Source organism: Microbacterium profundi, from assembly GCF_000763375.1.
GTDB lineage: Bacteria > Actinomycetota > Actinomycetes > Actinomycetales > Microbacteriaceae > Microbacterium > Microbacterium profundi.
In genome coordinates this window covers 1-18063 of record NZ_JPSY01000001.1, presented here as the reverse complement: position 1 = coordinate 18063, position 18063 = coordinate 1, and the positions used below count along the sequence as shown (strand labels likewise).

14 protein-coding genes are annotated in these 18063 nt (G+C 66.1%); 7 read left to right on the top strand and 7 right to left on the bottom strand.

Going from position 1 to position 18063, the window contains the following annotated elements; all coding sequences use genetic code 11:
* Positions 1-60: 60 nt before the first annotated feature.
* The 3 genes from JF52_RS0100070 to JF52_RS0100060 are packed head-to-tail and all read right to left on the bottom strand — an operon-like array spanning position 61 to position 2538.
* The gene (locus tag JF52_RS0100070) at positions 61-1137 is read right to left on the bottom strand and encodes a GNAT family N-acetyltransferase (RefSeq protein WP_033104536.1); all 1077 of its coding nucleotides are present in this window, start codon (positions 1135-1137) and stop codon (positions 61-63) included.
* Positions 1134-2225 carry a GNAT family N-acetyltransferase gene (locus JF52_RS0100065; protein WP_052166637.1) on the bottom strand — a complete coding sequence of 364 codons (1092 nt, stop codon included), beginning with the start codon at positions 2223-2225 and terminating at the stop codon, positions 1134-1136. The genes JF52_RS0100070 and JF52_RS0100065 overlap by 4 nt, the downstream gene beginning before the upstream one ends.
* 28 nt (positions 2226-2253) lie before the next feature.
* Positions 2254-2538, bottom strand: a complete 285-nt coding sequence (locus JF52_RS0100060; protein ID WP_033104535.1) for a hypothetical protein — start codon at positions 2536-2538, stop codon at positions 2254-2256.
* Positions 2539-3051: 513 nt separating this feature from the next.
* On the opposite strand from JF52_RS0100060, the gene smc reads away from it, so the two are divergent.
* The 3 genes from smc to JF52_RS0100045 all read left to right on the top strand — a co-directional run bounded on the left by smc (position 3052) and on the right by JF52_RS0100045 (position 8186).
* On the top strand, positions 3052-6603 hold the full coding sequence (smc, locus tag JF52_RS0100055; protein WP_033104534.1) for a chromosome segregation protein SMC: 3552 nt from the start codon (positions 3052-3054) through the stop codon (positions 6601-6603).
* Positions 6604-6788: 185 nt separating this feature from the next.
* Positions 6789-7664, top strand: coding sequence for a signal recognition particle-docking protein FtsY (gene ftsY / locus JF52_RS0100050; protein ID WP_033104533.1), 876 nt, complete (start codon positions 6789-6791; stop codon positions 7662-7664).
* A 21-nt stretch (positions 7665-7685) separates the two neighbouring features.
* Positions 7686-8186 (top strand): DUF2004 domain-containing protein, encoded by a 501-nt coding sequence (locus tag JF52_RS0100045; protein ID WP_033104532.1) that lies wholly within the window; start codon positions 7686-7688, stop codon positions 8184-8186.
* 27 nt (positions 8187-8213) lie between these two features.
* On the opposite strand, the gene lipA is transcribed toward JF52_RS0100045, so the two are convergent.
* Complete coding sequence (gene lipA / locus JF52_RS0100040) at positions 8214-9206, bottom strand: lipoyl synthase (RefSeq protein WP_033104531.1); 993 nt, start codon at positions 9204-9206, stop codon at positions 8214-8216.
* Entirely contained in the window at positions 9203-9871 is a 669-nt protein-coding gene (lipB, locus tag JF52_RS0100035) for a lipoyl(octanoyl) transferase LipB (RefSeq protein WP_033104530.1), read from the bottom strand. The genes lipA and lipB overlap by 4 nt, the downstream gene beginning before the upstream one ends.
* Positions 9872-9950: 79 nt before the next feature.
* On the opposite strand from lipB, the gene JF52_RS0100030 reads away from it, so the two are divergent.
* Positions 9951-10538 (top strand): TetR/AcrR family transcriptional regulator, encoded by a 588-nt coding sequence (locus JF52_RS0100030; protein ID WP_033104529.1) that lies wholly within the window; start codon positions 9951-9953, stop codon positions 10536-10538.
* 48 nt (positions 10539-10586) lie between these two features.
* Positions 10587-12137, top strand: a complete 1551-nt coding sequence (ffh, locus tag JF52_RS0100025) for a signal recognition particle protein (protein ID WP_033104528.1) — start codon at positions 10587-10589, stop codon at positions 12135-12137.
* A 171-nt stretch (positions 12138-12308) separates the two neighbouring features.
* Here ffh and JF52_RS0100020 read toward each other — a convergent pair whose 3' ends face one another.
* The gene (locus tag JF52_RS0100020; protein ID WP_033104527.1) at positions 12309-14027 is read right to left on the bottom strand and encodes a glycerol-3-phosphate dehydrogenase/oxidase; all 1719 of its coding nucleotides are present in this window, start codon (positions 14025-14027) and stop codon (positions 12309-12311) included.
* Between the two features lie 88 nt (positions 14028-14115).
* On the opposite strand from JF52_RS0100020, the gene JF52_RS0100015 reads away from it, so the two are divergent.
* On the top strand, positions 14116-15081 hold the full coding sequence (locus JF52_RS0100015; protein WP_052166636.1) for a sugar-binding transcriptional regulator: 966 nt from the start codon (positions 14116-14118) through the stop codon (positions 15079-15081).
* 106 nt (positions 15082-15187) lie between these two features.
* A complete protein-coding gene (gene glpK / locus JF52_RS0100010) occupies positions 15188-16684 on the top strand; it encodes a glycerol kinase GlpK (RefSeq protein WP_033104526.1) in 1497 nt (498 codons plus the stop codon).
* A 288-nt stretch (positions 16685-16972) separates the two neighbouring features.
* On the opposite strand, the gene JF52_RS16705 is transcribed toward glpK, so the two are convergent.
* Positions 16973-17593, bottom strand: coding sequence for an endonuclease domain-containing protein (locus JF52_RS16705; protein WP_160175012.1), 621 nt, complete (start codon positions 17591-17593; stop codon positions 16973-16975).
* Positions 17594-18063: the final 470 nt, after the last annotated feature.

The following is an 18063-nucleotide window of genomic DNA, read 5'->3' as shown; positions in this document are numbered from 1 at the left end:
GGGAGGAACTGGGCCGGCGGAAGATACATCTGGGGGATGATCCTCAGCCGGCCCGGCTGCTCAGGCGAGCTTCTTCTGCCAGCCGCCCGCAAACGAGGCCGGAACGAAGCCGATGGCCTCGTTGATGTCGAGCATCGGGCGGTTCTCCTCGGCATTGAACGTCGAGATCTTCGGCGAATCCGGGGCGATCTCGCGCCAGCGCAGCAGATTCGCGCACTTCACGATCGTGCCGAGCCGCTTGCCACGGTGCTCCTTCACCACGAGGGTGCCGAACTGATGGGTGACGCCGGTGCGGTCCGATCCGATCACCAGTTCGTTGAACGCCACCAGCGTTCCGGTCGAGACATGCTCGACCGCTGCGACGGAGAGCAGCTGGCCGCCGTCGGCGATGTTCTTGTCGTGGCGTACGACGCGATCGGCGTCCCACACCTCCGCGTCGATGTCGAGATCCCCGCTGGGCACGTCGGTGGCCATCCTCGAGATCACGTCGGCGTATCCGGCGCGCAGATGCTCAGGCGTCGGCAGGGTCCACGACACGACGCGGTAGTCGTCGCCCGCGAATGCCTTGGCCGCGCGCAGCTTCTCCTCGGCCAGCGTCAGCGGTCCATCCAGCGGGAGGATGCTGTTGCGCTCCACCTGCTCGAGCACGTAGTCGTTCGCGGTGAGGAGGTCGCTCAAGGCCGTGGCGGCGACTGACCCCCACCCCGTGGCGGGGGTCAGCATCCGTTCGTTCGACGTGGCCGGATGCAGGGTCCACGACTGCACACTCGTGCGGCCGAGGTCGCGTGCAACCCGTTCGACGCGTTCCAGGAGAGCCTGTTCCACTCCCACGCCCCAGCATGCGGACTCCACCATGATTCCCATCTCCGCCGAGGTCGCCTCCGCGTCGTTGGCAGTGGACAGATAGGCGGCGCCGACGATGTCACCGTCTCGGTGTGCGATGAATCCGCGCTGGCTTCGATCCGTCTGATCGCGCCATGACGGCAGCATCTCCTCGGCCGTCTCGACGAGATCGTCGATGCCGGCATCCTCCTCGGCCTGTCGGTTGCCGATCGCCACCATCGCGTGGAATCCGGCGGCGTCGGGAGAATCGAGTCGCTCGGGCACGACGAGGTCGGTGATCGTGATCTCGCTCATGTCAGTTCCTTCTTCCAGACGCCCTCGTAGGCGATCGGGGTGAATCCGATCGCCTCGTTGATGTCGAGCATGGGGCGGTTCTCTTCCGCGTTGTAGGTGATCACGCCCGGTGATTGCGGATGCTGCTCGTGCCAGCCGAGCAGCCCTGCTGCTTTCACGAGCATTCCGAGCCGATGCCCGCGATGATCGGCGAGTACGAGCGTGTCGTACTGGTGCGTGACGTCGCTCGGGTCCGACCGGCGGATCGCGAGTTCGTTGAAGGCACAAAGCTCGCCGGTGGTGATGTGCTGCGCGGCAGTCACCTGCAACGCGAATCCCTTCGCAGCCTGTCGTCGTTCGAGTTCTCGCACGCGGTCGGCATCCCAGATCTCCTCCGGAATGCCCAGATCCGCATCAGGAACATCCGTCGACATGCGCGATTTCATCCATGCGTAGCCGTCGACGTATTCGACGGGCGTCGGGAGCATCCACTGGACGACGCGATAGTCCCGAGCGTGAGACTGCGCGGTTTCGAGCGCGTTCTCGAGAACAGATGTCGAATCACCGTCCCACGTCAGCGTGCTCGCGCGCTCGATCTGCTCGAGGACGAAGCCGTGGCGTTCCAGGAATCGTGCTGCCCCGTCACGGGGGATGGTGCCGAAGCCGGTGGGAGCGGCAAGAACGTCGTCGGCGCCTGCGCGATGCTCAACCCAGCAGAGGAGTGCTCGTGCGCCTGCCGCGCGCGTCTCGGATTCCAGGTGGCGCAGGGCCGCGGTACCGATGCCGCGCCCGCTGTGCGCGTGCAGAAGCGCAATGACGCCGATCGCGGTGTCGGCGTCGGCGTCCTGCAGCATGTCCACGGCCATGCAGCCGACCATCTCGCCGAACTCCTCGATGTACCACTGCCGCTTCTGCGATGCGCGTGAGCTGTACAGCACCGGCAGCAGCTCCTCAGCGGTGAGGACATCATCGTCGCGGCCGGTCGTCTCACGTATGGACGTATTGCGCACGTCCGCGTAGGTGCGGATCACATCGGACGGCACTGCATCCGCCCGTGCGGGAAGCACGAGCGGATGCAGCGTCGCGGTATCTGTCAGTCGGATGTTCATGTCGTTTCTCCTGATGTGCTGATCGAGATCAGCGCAGATGACGCTGCATCTGGTAGGCGAGCATCGTCAGAGACTCACGCTCGGTGGCGTGCTTGGTCTCGAACATCCGCATGACTTCTTCGTTGGTCATCGTGCGGGTTGTCGCCCTGCGCGGACGCTGGGTCCTCAGCAGCAGCCAGAGGCCGAGGCGGAGGGAGAGCCGGTCCGAGAGCGCGAGCTCGGTCCGGTCGGACGGCAGCCTGACTTCGAGGGTCTCCTGGTCCTCGGGACATGGTGGGTGGGCAGTGCTGCGAAGCAGCGTGTTGTTACTCACGAGAGGTCTCGTTTCCTGTCGATTTCCTGTGGGGTGTCCGCCGACGTCGATGCGTCGGGGGCGCGAGAGGCGAGCGGTCTCGGAAGGGGAGACGTCGCCAGGGAAGGCAGAGGTCGAGAACATCGACCGATGCGTGACGGCGGTGCATGACCGACGTGTCAGCGGCGGGAACCGGCGGAGAAGGCCCACTCGGGGCCGGTGATCTCAGGCTGCGGTTCTACGACAGCTCATTGCGGAGGGCGTCAAACGAAGAGGACGGCTGATCCGCGATATGCGTCGCGCCGAGCGTGAAGCCGGCTGCGGTGTTATGCGTGGTGATCATGAGCGTCCTCCTTTCGTGAGCTTTCCGGTTTGCCAAGTTACTGGGCGAATGGTGTGAACGTCAAGCATCGATGCTGTCACCGGCGTGTCGCCGCGCGCTTCGATCGACCGGTGCACCGCGCGGGATGTCGGAATTCACCCGGCGTTTCGGTAGCGTTGAGGCGTGATTCTCCCCGGACGAGCGGTGCCCGCATGCATCTGAAGAGCCTGACCCTCAAGGGCTTCAAATCGTTCGCGCAGCCCACGAGCTTCGTGTTCGAACCCGGCGTCACGTGCATCGTCGGACCCAACGGCTCCGGCAAATCGAATGTCGTCGATGGGCTCGCGTGGGTGATGGGGGAGCAGGGCGCGAAGACGTTGCGCGGCGGCAAGATGGAAGACGTCATCTTCGCGGGAACGTCCACGCGCGGACCGCTTGGTCGTGCGGAGGTGCAGCTGACGATCGACAACAGCGACGGTGCTCTGCCGATCGAGTTCGCTGAGGTCACGATCAGCCGCACGCTGTTCCGCAACGGCTCCAGCGAGTATGCGATCAACGGTTCGGGTTGCCGGCTGCTCGATGTGCAGGAGCTGCTCAGCGACTCAGGCCTCGGCCGCGAGATGCACGTCATCGTCGGGCAGGGACGACTGGATACCGTGCTCCAAGCGTCACCGGAGGATCGCCGCGGATTCATCGAGGAGGCCGCCGGCATCCTCAAGCATCGCCGGCGCAAGGAGAAGACGCTCCGCAAGCTCGACGCGATGGAGAGCAACCTCACGCGTCTCAGCGATCTTGCCGGCGAGATCCGACGTCAGCTCAAGCCGCTCGGCAGACAGGCCGAGATCGCCCGTGAGGCGCAGACCATCGCGGCCGTCGTGCGCGATGCCAAGGCACGCATCTTCGCCGACGACGTCGTCGCCCTGCGCACGGCACTCGCCGACCACACACGCACCGAGCAGGAGCGTCATACCGAGCGTCTGGTGCTCACGGACCAGGCCGACACTGTGCGGGCGGGTATCGCGAGGCTCGAAGCGGATCAGAATTCGGCCGGCGTGGACGAGGCGCGCCGGGTGGCGTTCGGACTCGAGCAGGCGCAGGAACGGATGCGTTCGCTCTACACGCTTGCGAACCAGCGGCTCGCGCTGCTCGGTTCCGAGGAGGACGATGCGGCGGTCACCTCGGTGACGGTGACGCAGGCGACGATCGACGAGGCCAAGGATGAGATCACGACGATCTCCGCGGGACTCGGCGATGCTCAGGATGCCGCGGTGTCGGCGAGCCGCGAGGTCGTCGATGCGCGAGCGGAGCTCGACACGCTCGACGTGGACATCGCCGAGCAGAGCGCGCTCGTCTCGCAGCACGACATGCGGTTGACGGCGTTGCGCGGCACGGCCGAGGCCGCGGCATCCGCTCTCGCTGCAGTGCGCGGTGCGGTGCTGCGCCAGGTGGCTGCGCTCGAGGCCGCCGACGAACGCCGTCGAGAGGCCGCAGACGCCCTGGAGCAGATCGACGACGCGGAGGCGCCGGAAGGCACTGCGGCCGAACACGCTGCGGCATATGAGACCGCGCAACGCGAGGCGACGGCGGCCGAGACCGAACTCGAGGGACTGCGGGAGCGGCTTCACTCCGTGGAGCGCGAGGCGGAGTCGTTGACGGCGAAGGCGTCGGCACTGAGTAGTGCGCTGTCCCTGTCGGGCGGAGCCGCCGAGGTCGTGAAGGCCGGCGGCGCCGGTGTCAGAGGTCTCGTCGGCGATGCCGTTCAGGTGACGGCCGGCTACGAAGCCGCGATCGCCGCTGTGCTGGGGCCGCTCGCGGAAGGCGTGCTGGTCGATGATGCGGCTGCGGCGTTCGCGCTGGCTGAGGAATCAGCGCAGCAGCAGCGCGGCATCATCGATTTCGTCCTGGCGGACGCACTTCGACCGACCACCGACCTTCCCACGATCGACGGCGTGACACGCGCGACCGACGTCGTGAGCGCACCGGACGGTGTGCTCGGCGTGCTCTCGTACGTGCTCATCGCGGAGGATCGTTCTGCCGCCCGCCGTGCGCGCGCTGCTCTGGACGCACTCGGCGACACGGCGGTGACGATCGTCACGACCGGTGGGGACGTGGTGACCGCGCAGACGCTGCGGACAGGTTCCGGTGGTGAGCGATCCCGGCTCGAACTGACGGCTGAGCGCGATGCGGCCAGGGAACGCCTCGACGAGGTACGCGTGATCGTGGATTCGCTGCGTGAGGCGCGTGAAGAAGCATCGGAACGCGTGGAGGTCACCCGTCGTCAGGCCAAGGAGTCGTTGCGGGCGCTGCGCGAACACGATGCGGCACTGGCGACGCACGCCGAGCAGTTGAATCGCGTCACGGTGCGACACGAGTCCGCGGTGGCCGAGTGCGAACGGCTCGAGGCCGGTGTCGCGCAGGCGCAGGCCGCGGTGGCGGACGCCGAGGCGGGATCGGCCGCAGCAACGGCAGCCCTCGAGGAGGCTCAGGCGACACCTCGACCCGTACTGGACGCGTCGGCACGCGATGGGCTGCTCGAGGCGCTGGAGACGGCGCGCGAGGGTGAAGTACGTGCCCGATTGGAGATCGAGACCCTGCGAGAGCGCGTGCGCGCGGCACAGGCCAGGGTCGCGAGTCTCGAGCGCCAGCGCGAGCAGGAACGGGATGCCGCTGCAGAGGCGGCTCGCCGGGCGGTGATCCGGCGTGCGCAGCGTGAAGCGGCAGCTGCTGTCGCTGCGGAGCTCCCACGCATACTCGACTCGCTCGACCGCTCGGTCACAGAAGCGCGCGTCGGTCTCACAGAGGCGGAGAACGCCAGATCGGCCCAGAACGAGGAACTCACCGCGCTTCGGGTGCAGGAGAGCTCGCTGCGCGAGCGACTGTCCGGGCTCACGGAGAGCGTCCACGGGCTCGAGCTTCAGATCCATGAGAAGAAGCTGCATCTGACGAGTCTGCTGGAGCGCGTGGCATCCGAACTGGCGCTCGACGAAGATATTCTCGTTGCGGAATATGGTCCGGATCAGCCGGTGCCGCGCGATCCGCTGGCAGAGGCGGACCCCGAGGCGATCGACGACATCGACCCGACCGCCATTCCCTACGACCGGCGGATGCAGGAGCGACGTCTTGCGGAATCGGAGCGCAAGCTCACGCAGTTGGGCCGGGTGAATCCGCTCGCCCTGGAGGAGTTCGCCGCCCTCGAGCAGCGGCACGCGTTCTTGACCGAGCAGCTCGCCGACCTCACTCAGACTCGGCAGGACCTGCTGACGATCATCGGCGACCTCGACGAGCGGATGCAGACGATCTTCGCCAGCGCATTCGAAGACACTCAGCGCGCGTTCGGCGAGGTCTTCCCGCTGCTGTTCCCCGGCGGCTCGGGCAGCATCTCGCTCACAGATCCGGAGAACATGCTCACGACCGGCATCGAGGTGTCCGTGCGTCCAGTGGGAAAGAAGATCGAACGCCTGTCGCTGCTGTCCGGCGGGGAGCGCTCACTTGCCGCCGTCGCACTGCTGGTGGCGATATTCAAGGCCAGGCCGAGCCCGTTCTATATCCTCGACGAGGTGGAGGCGGCGCTCGACGACGCCAACCTCGGCCGTCTGCTGACGGTGTTCGAGCAGCTCCGCGAGAGCTCTCAGCTGCTGATCATCACCCACCAGAAGCGCACCATGGAGATCGCTGACGCCCTGTACGGCGTCTCGATGCGCCAGGACGGCGTCTCGGCAGTGGTCGGCCAGCGCGTGGGGGACAGGGCCGCTGCGGCGAGCTGAAGCTGCCAGCATCCGCCGGCCTGTTCCGAATCTCAGACGCCCCGCGAATCTCACGGCGTGTCGCGGCGCATCTGGCTGTCGACACGCCGTCCGCTCCTATCCCGTCTGGGATCTGGGACATCAAAGCGCCATCGAGCGCGGAGCTGCTGCATCCCGCGATGCTACCGGCATCGTAGGCTGGACGCATGGCGGAGAAGTCCTGGTCCCTCGGCCGCGCGCTGCGCGGGATGTTCGTCAAGCCCACGATCGATGAGACGACCTGGGAAGACCTCGAGACCGCGCTGATCACTGCAGACTTCGGCCCCGACATCTCGGAGCGGATCGTCGACGAGCTGCGCGAGAAGGTCGATCGCTACCGCACCACCGATCCTCAGGACCTGCAGCGCATGCTGCGCGAGACGCTCGAGGAGCACTTCGCGAAGTTCGACACGACCCTCAAGCTCACCGAGCGTCCAGCGGTCGTGCTCGTCGTCGGAGTGAACGGCGTCGGCAAGACGACGACGATCGGCAAGTTCACCAAGTTCCTGCGCGGTTACCAGCGCAGCGTGGTCGTCGGCGCCGCCGACACGTTCCGTGCGGCCGCCGTCGATCAGCTCGCGACCTGGGCCCAGCGCGGGGGAGCGGCGATCGTCCGTCCGCAGCAGGAAGGCCAGGATCCGGCATCCGTCGCCTACCAGACCATCGAGTACGCCCAGCGCGAAGGCATCGAGATCGCGATCATCGACACCGCGGGTCGCCTGCACACCAAGGGCGGGCTCATGGATGAGCTGTCGAAGATTCGCCGTGTGATCGAGAAGCAGGCGCCGATCAGTGAGGTTCTCCTCGTGCTCGACGCGACCACGGGACAGAATGGCGTCATGCAGGCTGAGGCCTTCCTCGAGCACGCCGGTGTCACCGGTCTCGTGCTCACGAAGCTCGACGGTTCGGCCAAGGGCGGCTTCGTGCTCGCGGTGCAGGAGCGCACCGGCATCCCCGTGAAACTGCTCGGTCAGGGTGAGGGAATCGACGACCTCACCGGCTTCACGCCGCACGTCTTCGTCGCATCCCTTGTCGGGCAGTGATGGGACTGGTTTCATAGCGTTATGGCGATCGAACACGACTACTTCGGCCTCCTGTCCTCGGGGCCGGACGGATCGATCTTCTGGTCCGAGACGGTGGAGTTGGGCGACCAGGCGGTGACGGTCGACCTCACCGCGCCTGATCAGGATGACGTCTCTGCAGACGCGCTCGACATCGCCGCCGCGCTCATCTCCGGGCTCGAGCAGGTGGATGGCGCCGCGCGCCGCGGCATGCTCGCCGAGGTCGACGACCGTGCGAGCGAGGTGACCGAGTACATCCTGCAGCAGCAGGAGGCTTACGGCGACGAACTCGAAGACGTGCTCGTCGACGTCAGCGCGGATCCGGCGGTCGACATCATCCGCTCGATGCGTCTCATGAGCATGACGATCCTCGCGGACGAGCACGGCGGGTCAGAGCCGTTCGCGGTTCTGGAGTATGCACTCGACCCGGACAACACCGATGACGTGCTCCTGGTGAACCTGTCTTCTGACGGCTCAGTGCAGTCGGTCATGAGCGGCGACTGAGGTCAGCCGCCGCTCGTCGCGTAGCGTTCAGACCGCCTGCGCGAACCCGAGGTCCGCGCTGTCAGCGATGTGCGATAGGTGCGGCGGGATCTCGCGTCCCTTCGAGAGCATGGACTGCGCCCACAGGCGGCCCGCACGGTAAGACGAGCGCACGAGGGGACCGGCGAGGACGCCGAGGAAGCCGATTCGCTCAGCCTCTTCCTTGAACTCCACGAACTCGGCGGGCTTCACCCAGCGCGCGACCGGCAGATGACGGGGAGTCGGGCGGAGGGACTGCGTGATCGTGATGATGTCGCAGCCTGCGTCGTGCAGATCCTGAAGGGCCTGCACGACCTCTTCCGGTGATTCACCCATGCCGAGGATGAGGTTCGACTTCGTGATGAGACCGGCATCCCGAGCCTGGGTGAGCACTCCGAGCGAGCGTTCGTAGCGGAAGGCCGGCCGGATGCGCTTGAAGATGCGCGGCACCGTTTCGACGTTGTGCGCGAACACCTCCGGACGGGCGTCGAAGATCTGACCGAGATATGCCGGGTCGCCGTTGTGGTCGTTCGCGAGCAGTTCGACACCGGTGTTGGGATTCTCGGCGTGGATCCGACGCACCGTCTCGGCGTTGAGCCAGGCGCCGGTGTCGGGGAGATCATCTCTGGCGACGCTCGTGACCGTGGCGTAGCGCAACCCCATCCGGGTCACGCTCTCGGCGACGCGGCGCGGCTCGTCGGTGTCGTAGTCGGCGGGCTTGCCCGTGTCGATCTGGCAGAAGTCGCAGCGTCTGGTGCACTGTGAGCCGCCGATGAGGAACGTCGCCTCGCGATCCTCCCAGCACTCGAAGATGTTCGGGCAGCCGGCCTCCTGGCAGACGGTGTGCAGACCCTCCTCTTTGGCCAGCGAGTGCAGCGCGGTGTACTCCGGTCCCATCTTCGCCTTGGTCTTGATCCACTCCGGCTTGCGCTCGATCGGCGTCTCCGCGTTGCGGATCTCCAGCCGGAGGAGTTTGCGTCCTTCAGGAGCGGCGGCGCTCATGCGGGTACTCCTTCGTACTCAGCATCCGAGTACTCAGCATCCGAGTATTCACCGACGAAGGCTTCCGCGACCGCGTCCACGATGTCGGCGGGGGACACGTCGCGCCCGAGCACCTCACTGACCGTCGTGACTCCGGCATCGGTGATGCCGCACGGGATGATGCCGCGGAAGCCTGCGAGCGTGTTGTCGCAGTTGATCGCGAAGCCGTGCATCGTGACACCCTGCTGCACGCGCACGCCGATCGCCGCCACCTTGTCCTCGGAGAGCGGACGCCGCACCCACACACCGCTGCGCCCTTCGACCTGATATCCATCGACGCCGAACGGACGCAGGATGTCGATCAGTAGTCGCTCGAGGCGACGCACGTGCGCGACGACGTCCATGGGCTCTGGCAAGCGCACGATCGGGTATCCGACGAGTTGGCCGGGCCCGTGCCAGGTGATCTTGCCGCCGCGGTCGACATCGACCACAGGGGTGCCGTCCTGTGGGCGCTCCTGCGGCTCGGTGCGCTTTCCTGCGGTGTACACGGCCTCGTGCTCCAGAAGGATCAGCGTGTCGGGGCGAGTGCCGTCTGTGACATCGTGATGGATGCTGCGCTGCAGCTCCCAGCCGTCGAGATAGGGGACGTATGCCGGTGCGAGACCGGGCGTGAGGATGTCGAGCATGTTCGCCTTTCATCTATTGTTGGATGCCGTCTAATAATACCCTTTCTGAGGGAGAACGCACGCGCGGTACGGTAAGTGGATGATGGTCGAACCCCGCGCCGGACGCCCTCGCGCCTCATCGCGTGAGGTGCTCGCCGAGGCGGCCTGCGAGTTGTTCCTCGAAAAGGGCTACGAGTCGACATCGGTGGCCGACATCACTCAACGCGCCGGAGTGAGCCGCTCGAGCTTCTTCAACTACTTCTCCTCGAAGAGCGACGTGCTCTGGTCTGGACTCGATGCCAGGATCGACGGCGCCATCGGCGCGCTGAGGGAACTGGGGGCGGATGCGGACGCCGCTGCCGTACGCGGCATCCTGCTGACCGTCGTCCACGATTTCGCGCCGGACCCGTTGGCGCTCGCACTGCGCAACGCGACCGCGATGGGTCTCGAGGACGAGCTGGTCCGCGATACGGGTCTGCGCCACGCCCGCCTTGCCGCAGGAATCGCGGATGCTGCACGACGAAGCGGCATCGGTGCGATCCGTGCCGACATCCTCGGTGCCGCTCACGCGGCCGCCGTGCTGTCGTCTCTGCGCGTCTGGGCCGAGCGCGGTGCCGGACACGGCTCGCCCGAGTCGCTGTTCGAGGAGGCGCTGGCGGGGATCCACGATCTTCCGTGGCGTGCCTGACGCCGAGACAGCGTTCACGGCATCCGCTCGCGTAGAATCGAGAGCACCATGGCTACCTTTGGCACGCTCTCCGATCGGCTCACCGAGACATTCCGCAACCTTCGTACGAAGGGAAAGCTCAGCGCAGCCGACGTCGACGGCACAGTGCGCGAGATCCGTCGCGCACTGCTGGATGCCGACGTTGCGCTCGTCGTCGTCAAGGAATTCACCGCGAAGGTGCGCGAACGCGCGCTCGGCGACGAGGTCAGCAAAGCTCTGAACCCCGCCCAGCAGGTCGTGCAGATCGTCAACGAGGAGCTCGTGCAGATCCTCGGCGGCGAGCAGCGTCGCCTGGAGTTCGCGAAGGCACCGCCGACCGTGATCATGCTCGCAGGTCTGCAGGGATCCGGTAAGACGACGTTCGCCGGAAAGCTGGCCAAGCAGCTCGAGAAGGACGGTCACACTCCGCTCCTGGTCGCCGCTGATCTGCAGCGTCCGAACGCCGTCAACCAGTTGCAGGTCGTCGCGGAGCAGGCCGGCGCCACGATCTACGCGCCAGAGCCGGGTAACGGCGTCGGCGACCCCGTCAAGGTCTCCCGCGACGGCGTCGAGCACGCCCGCCGTCAGCAGCATGACGTCGTCATCATCGACACGGCGGGACGCCTCGGCGTCGACGCCGAACTCATGAAGCAGGCGTCCGACATCCGCAAGGCCACGAACCCCGATGAAGTGCTGTTCGTCATCGACGCGATGATCGGTCAGGATGCCGTCAACACGGCCAAGGCCTTCCAGGAGGGCGTCGACTTCACCGGAGTCGTCCTCTCCAAGCTCGACGGCGACGCCCGAGGTGGTGCCGCGCTGTCGGTGGCATCCGTCACCGGCCGCCCGATCATCTTCGCCTCGACCGGCGAGGGTCTCGACGATCTCGAGCCGTTCTACCCCGACCGCATGGCGAGCCGCATCCTCGACCTCGGTGACATCCTCACACTCATCGAGCAGGCCCAGCAGGCCTTCGACGAGGAAGAGGCGCAGAAGGTCGCCGAGAAGTTCGCGACCGATCAGTTCACGCTTGAGGACTTCCTCGGCCAGCTTCAGCAGATGAAGAAGATGGGCTCGATGAAGAAGATGCTCGGGATGCTCCCCGGCATGGGCCAGATGAAGCAGCAGCTGGAAGACTTCGACGAGAAGGAGATCGATCGCACCGAAGCGATCATCCGGTCGATGACGCCAGGGGAGCGACAGAACCCGAAGGTTCTCAACGGGTCGCGCCGGGTGCGCATCGCCAAGGGCTCCGGCATGACCGTGACCGACGTGAACCAGCTCGTGCAGCGTTTCGATCAGGCCGCGAAGATGATGAAGACCGTCGCCCGCGGCGGCACCCCGAACATCCCTGGCATGGGTGCGATGCCCGGCATGGGCCGCCCCGGTGCATCGTCGAAGCGTGGCAAGAAGGGCAAGTCGCAGGGTGCTTCGCGCTCGGGCAACCCGGCGAAGCGGGCGGCTGAGAATGCCGGCCTTCCGTCCGGACCTGCGACGGGCTCGGGCTTCGGTCTCGGCGGTCAGAAGGCGCCGACCGAAGCAGATCTGGCAGAGATCCAGAAGCTGTTCGGCAAGAGCTGACGGGGAGTTCAGGTTTCGGTTCGCCTGCGGCTCGCTCAACCCGTTTCGTCTCGCTCCGCTCGCTCAACGACCCGTGGGGGGAACGCTCGCTCAACGAGCCGCGGGGGGAACGCTCGCTCAACGACCCGTGGGGGGAACGCTCGCTCAACGAGCCGCTGGGGGAACGCTCGCTCAACGACCCGCGGGAACGCTGCCAGCGTCGATGTCCACGCCGTGCGCCTCGCGCAGCTGGGTCGACGTGTCCACGATCTCGGACTCGATCCGTGCGGCGTCCCAGCCGAGCAGTGGTGCGAGTGCCTCGGCGATCGCCTGCACGGTCGCGCCATCCGCGTCGCCGGTGAAGGCGAGACTCGTGCGGCGGAAGATGACGTCTGCGACGTGGCGGACCTGCTCGCGCTCGACCATCCATGCGAGTTCGCGGGTCGACAGCGCATCTCCGACGACTGGTGCGTCATCTCCTTCGTCGATGAAGGCCGCGACTTCCGCGGCCCGCGTGCCGTAACGGACGAAGAGTGTACGACCGCGTTCGGTGTCACCGACGTTCTGGCGCAGCCACTCCATGCGGCGCCGTGGTGTGCGCGGATATCCATTGCCGCCGCCGATGCGCACCCCGACCGTACTCGCCACGCGCTGGCGTCCGAGCTCGGTGAGCACGTGATCGGCGAGGTTCTCGCCCAGAGCGCGGAACGTCGTCCACTTTCCGCCGACGAGGCTGAACACGGTGGGGGAGCCGTCCTCCTTGCGCCGTTCGATCCGATAGTCGCGCGAGACGAAGCCGGGAGCGGTGTCGTCATGGTGCGGCAGCGGGCGGATGCCGGAATACCGGTACACGATCTGGGAACGGTCGACGGCGATCGTGGGGAAGACATGACCGATCAGATCGAAGAAATAGTCGACTTCCTCTTCCGTGCAGCGGGCAGGCTGCCTGGGGTCGGCCTTGAGATCGGTCGTGCCGACGAGTACTCGCCCCTTCAGCGGGTAGATGAGGACGATGCGGCCGTCGGAGTGCTCGAAGAAGATCTCACGGCCGCCGGTCGCGTCGAGCAGTTCAGGGTGATCGAGCACGATGTGCGAGCCCTTGGTGCCTCCCATGAACGCGGTGTCGGTGCCGAGCGACTCGTTCGTGAGGTCTGTCCACGGCCCTGAGGCATTCACGACGACATCGGCTGCGATGTGGAAGTCGAGGCCGGTCTCGCGGTCGCGCAGGTGCACGCCCTCGTCGTCCAGTCCGATGGCCTCGACATAGTTGAGCGCGCGTGCGCCCGAATGAGCGGCCTCACCGTCGCGCAGCACATCGAGCGCGAGACGTTCGGGGTCGTGGACGGAAGCGTCGTAGTAAGTCGCGGTGTACTTGATCTCCCTGTCGAGCTTCGGGAGCTGCTGCAGCGACTTCTTGCGGCCGACGAAACGGTGACGGGGAACGCTGCCGCCGTCACGGGAGAACGTGTCGTACAGCATCAGCCCGATCTTGATGAGGAACGCGCCGCGTTCCTGCGGCTTGCCCTGCTTGTGCGTGAGGAAGCGGAGCGGGGCGGCGAACACCCCAGAGAATGTCGAGTAGATCGGGATCGTCGTCTCAAGCGGCTTGACATAGTGCGGCGCGATCTTCAGCAGACCGTTGCGTTCCTGCACCGACTCCTTCACGAGTCGGAACTCGCCGTTCTCGAGATAGCGGATGCCGCCATGGATCATATGGCTGGACGCGGCGGTCGCGCCGGAGGCGAAGTCCTCTCGATCGACGAGGAGTACATCGATGCCCTGCATCGCCAGATCACGGAAGGTCGAGATTCCATTGATTCCGGCGCCGATGATCACGACGCCGGTCCGGCCGCTCTCCCGCGCGAGGCGTACTCTCTCTCGTTCGACCAGGGCGGTGTTCGCAGTGCTCATCGTCTCTCCTTGCTGGGCCTACACGGTATATCCTGATTCGGCCGGCACAACTGCGCAAGCGAGATGCACGAACGTGCAAGGAGAATCGATGAGCGAATCATCCCTGAGCGATCCCCGGGCGGGGACCGCGCTGCGCGCGGCCCAGATGTACTACCTGCAGGACATGACGATGGACGCGATCGCCCGTGAGCTCGCGACGTCACGCTCGTCCGTCTCCCGCCTGCTCAGCCATGCGCGTGCCACCGGGCTCGTGGAGATCCAGATCCACCAGCCGCAAGGGCAGGAGCTGCGCCTGGAGGAGGCCATCCGCGAGCGGTTCGGCATCGCGGCGCACGTCGTGCCCACGCCGAAGAACCTCTCCGACGTCGAGCGTTTCGAACGGGTCGCGATGAGTGCGGCACGTCTGCTGCCGCTCTACTTCGATTCGAACATGACCCTCGGCATCGCATGGGGGTCCACGCTGGACGCCATCAGCAGGCACCTGCCGAAGAAGGAGACGCACAACTCCACCGTCGTCCAGCTCAACGGAGCCGGCAATACCTTCACGAGCGGGGTCGACTACGCCAGCGAGATCCTGCACCGTTTCGGACAGGCGTTCGGCGCCGGCATCCAGCAGTTCCCCGTCCCGGCGTTCTTCGACGACCCGCGTACGAAGGAGGCGATGTGGCGCGAGCGCAGCACCAGGCGTGTGCTCGACCTGCAGGCGCGGGCCGACGTCATCCTGTTCGGGCTCGGGTCGCCGTTCGCCGAGGTGCCCAGCCGTGTATACATCGGCGGCTATCTCGATCGGGATGACTACCGCAGCCTGCGGGGGGAGAAGATCGTCGGCGACATCGCCACCGTCTTCTACCGGGCGGACGGCAGCTGGAAGGACATCGAGCTGAACAACCGGGCGACCGGTCCCGCCTTCTCCGTACTGTCGAGGGCGTCCAGGCGCATCTGCGTCGTCACCGGCGTTCAGAAGCTGCCCACTTTGCGGGGGGCGATCGCCACGCGCCTGATCACCGACCTCGTCCTCGACGAGCACCTCGCCGAGCAGCTCGTCGATTCGTGATCGATGGATGCTGCACGTTCGTGCACGGCGGCCGAGTCACTGGGCCGACTTCTTCTAGGCTGAATCCCAGAGCAGACAACGCCGTCACCGGCTGGAGAGAACACCTATGCACATCGTCGCCATAGACCAGGGCACCACGAGCACGAGAGCCATCGTCTTCGACGGACGAGGAGCCATCGTCGCTTCGGGCCAGCGCGAGCACGAACAGATCTTCCCGCAGGCAGGCTGGGTGGAGCACGACGCGGCCGAGATATGGAAGAACACCAAGGCCGTGATCGATTCGGCAGTGCACAACGCAGGCGTTCAGGCGTCCGATGTCGCGGCGATCGGCATCACCAACCAGCGCGAGACGGTCGTGGTCTGGGACCGGGCGAGCGGCGAGCCGGTCTACAACGCGATCGTCTGGCAGGACACCCGCACACAGGCACTCATCGACACGCTGGCCGCGGACGGCGGCGTCCGCCGTTTCGCCGAGACCACCGGACTGCCGCTCGCCACATACTTCTCAGCGTCCAAGATCGCCTGGATCCTCGACAACGTCGACGGCGCGCGCGAACGGGCAGAGAGCGGGGAGCTGCTGTTCGGCACACCAGACACCTGGTTGTTGTGGAACCTCACGGGTGGTGTCGACGGGGGAGTGCACGCGACTGATGTCACCAACGCCAGCCGCACGCTGCTGATGGATCTGCGCACGCTCGACTGGGACGACGCTCTGCTCAAGGCGTTCGGGGTTCCTCGTGCGATGCTGCCCACGATCCGCTCGTCATCGGAGGTGTACGGGGAGGCAGTCGGCACTTCGCTCGACGGCATCCCGATCGCGGGAATCCTCGGAGACCAGCAGGCCGCCACATTCGGCCAGGTCGCTTTCGAGCGCGGTGAATCCAAGAACACCTACGGCACGGGCAATTTCCTCATCGTGAACACCGGCGAGGAGATCGTCGACAGCGAGAACGGGCTGGTCACGACCGTCGCGTATCGCCTCGGTGACGAGCCGCCGAAGTACGCGCTCGAGGGCTCGATCGCCGTCACGGGCTCGCTTGTACAGTGGCTGCGCGACAACCTCGGAATCATCAAGGATTCGCCTGAGGTGGAGGAGCTCGCGCTCTCCGTGGAGGACAACGGCGGCGTGTACATCGTCCCGGCGTTCTCGGGGCTCTTCGCGCCGTACTGGCGACCCGATGCGCGCGGCGCGATCCTCGGACTCACCCGCTTCGCGAACAAGGGCCACATCGCCCGCGCCGCACTGGAGGCGGTCGCCTTTCAGACACGTGAGGTTCTGGATGCCGTCATCGCCGACACGAACGTGCCGCTGGAGGAGCTGCGAGTAGACGGCGGAATGGTCGGCAACGACTCACTGATGCAGTTCCAGGCCGACGTGCTGGGCGTTCCAGTCGTCCGCCCGGCCATCATCGAGACGACAGCACTCGGCGCAGCGTATGCGGCGGGGCTCGCCGTCGGAGTCTGGGCCGATCTCGACGAACTTCGCGCGATGTGGCACGAGGACGAGCGCTGGGAACCGCAGATCGATGAGGAGGAACGAGAACGCCGCCTCGCACGGTGGCGCAAGGCCGTCACGCGCACGTTCGACTGGGTCGACGACTGACCTCAGTTCACGCCGTCCCCTGTTTCTTCTGTCTCGCACTTCTCTTGGTTCAATTGCTGCCGCACTTTGCTGCCGCACTTTGCTGCCGCACTTTGCTGCCGCACTTTGCTGCCGCACTTTGTGGCCCGGGGTCGACAACCGCCCCTCATCCCCAGACTCATCGGGCGTTCCGTGGCCCGAGGTCAAAAGAGGTCCAGCGCGACGGACGGCGGCCCGCCGGCCCTTCTTGGCCCGGGGTCAGCGCGCGCCGCTCGTGCTACCTGCGCGGCGGCCCTTTCTGACCTCGGGTCAGATTGTCGGGCTACCCTGCGCGACGAGCACACGGCGGATGCGGTTGACCAGCGCATCGAGATCGTCGAAGTCGCGGGCAGTGACGCTGATGAACCGATAGCCGAGCGACTCGAGTTCCGCTCGGCGCACCTGGTCGCGGCTCCATTGGGCTGGATCGCGGTGATAGTCGCCGTCGTACTCGATGATGACTCGCGCCTTCCGGTAGAGCATGTCAACGCGCGCGACGAACCGCGCACCATCGAAGATGTCGACATTGCACAATGGCCGCGGCAGCCCCGCCATCACCAGGACGACGCGCACCATCGACTCTCTCGGAGACTCGGCGCGATCGTCACAGAGCTCGAGTGCATTCCGACGCATGGCTGCACCCGGGGCTCCGGCGAAGCGTGTGAGCGTCGCGTTCAATGATTCAAGCGACGCGAGCGGGTTCCGCCACGCGAGAATGTGGTCGGTGATCGCGACGAAACGGGGGAGTGCTGTCACGCGCGACAGTTCGACCCAGACCCGTTCGATGGACAGCACCCGGATGCGCTTGTGCAGTACCACGTCATCGTGGTCGATTGCCATCCGGAAGCCGCGCACGCCTTTGCGACGGATGCGCGTTTGGGTTGCTGCCACCCCTACGTGAATGAGGCGCCACGCGCTCTTCTCTTCTCGGGAGTCGAGTGGTAACCCCCAGAGCACAGCCGCGGTCAGGCCGCATATGAACGCGTGCGGGGGGATCACTCGCATGAGCAATCCGATGCGTTCGAGCGGCTTCAACTCTGTTCTGGATCGCGACCCATGGAAAGGTCGCTTCAGATCGCGGGCGCGGAGGCGCTTCTTCGAGACGCCGTGGTCTCGCGCTTCGGCGACGCTGAAAGCGCCCGGCAGATCATGCGGAAGCGGTTCTGGTTGCATCCGTACAGCCTTGAGTCTGCGCGGCGTTGATCAGCTCTTTCCACAACCCGCGTGCACGGAGACTCGTTGTGCAGACACAGTGCGCGCGTCATCCCCTTTTCGACCCGGGGTCAGTAAGTGCCTCGATTAGCCTGGGTGCCCCTTGTTGGGGCGCCTGTTCGGGGCTGAAAATGGGGTGCGGCCGCCCG

Bases quoted from the DNA above. Each gene is read 5' to 3' on its own strand.
- lipA (WP_033104531.1), bottom strand. From the start codon at position 9,206: ATGAGCGCCGCCGCTCCTGAAGGACGCAAACTCCTCCGGCTGGAGATC.
- JF52_RS0100065 (WP_052166637.1), bottom strand. From the start codon at position 2,225: ATGAACATCCGACTGACAGATACCGCGACGCTGCATCCGCTCGTGCTT.
- glpK (WP_033104526.1), top strand. From the start codon at position 15,188: ATGCACATCGTCGCCATAGACCAGGGCACCACGAGCACGAGAGCCATC.
- lipB (WP_033104530.1), bottom strand. From the start codon at position 9,871: ATGCTCGACATCCTCACGCCCGGTCTCGCACCGGCATACGTCCCCTAT.
- smc (WP_033104534.1), top strand. From the start codon at position 3,052: ATGCATCTGAAGAGCCTGACCCTCAAGGGCTTCAAATCGTTCGCGCAG.
- JF52_RS0100045 (WP_033104532.1), top strand. From the start codon at position 7,686: ATGGCGATCGAACACGACTACTTCGGCCTCCTGTCCTCGGGGCCGGAC.
- ftsY (WP_033104533.1), top strand. From the start codon at position 6,789: ATGGCGGAGAAGTCCTGGTCCCTCGGCCGCGCGCTGCGCGGGATGTTC.
- ffh (WP_033104528.1), top strand. From the start codon at position 10,587: ATGGCTACCTTTGGCACGCTCTCCGATCGGCTCACCGAGACATTCCGC.
- JF52_RS0100070 (WP_033104536.1), bottom strand. From the start codon at position 1,137: ATGAGCGAGATCACGATCACCGACCTCGTCGTGCCCGAGCGACTCGAT.
- JF52_RS0100030 (WP_033104529.1), top strand. From the start codon at position 9,951: ATGATGGTCGAACCCCGCGCCGGACGCCCTCGCGCCTCATCGCGTGAG.
- JF52_RS0100015 (WP_052166636.1), top strand. From the start codon at position 14,116: ATGAGCGAATCATCCCTGAGCGATCCCCGGGCGGGGACCGCGCTGCGC.
- JF52_RS0100020 (WP_033104527.1), bottom strand. From the start codon at position 14,027: ATGAGCACTGCGAACACCGCCCTGGTCGAACGAGAGAGAGTACGCCTC.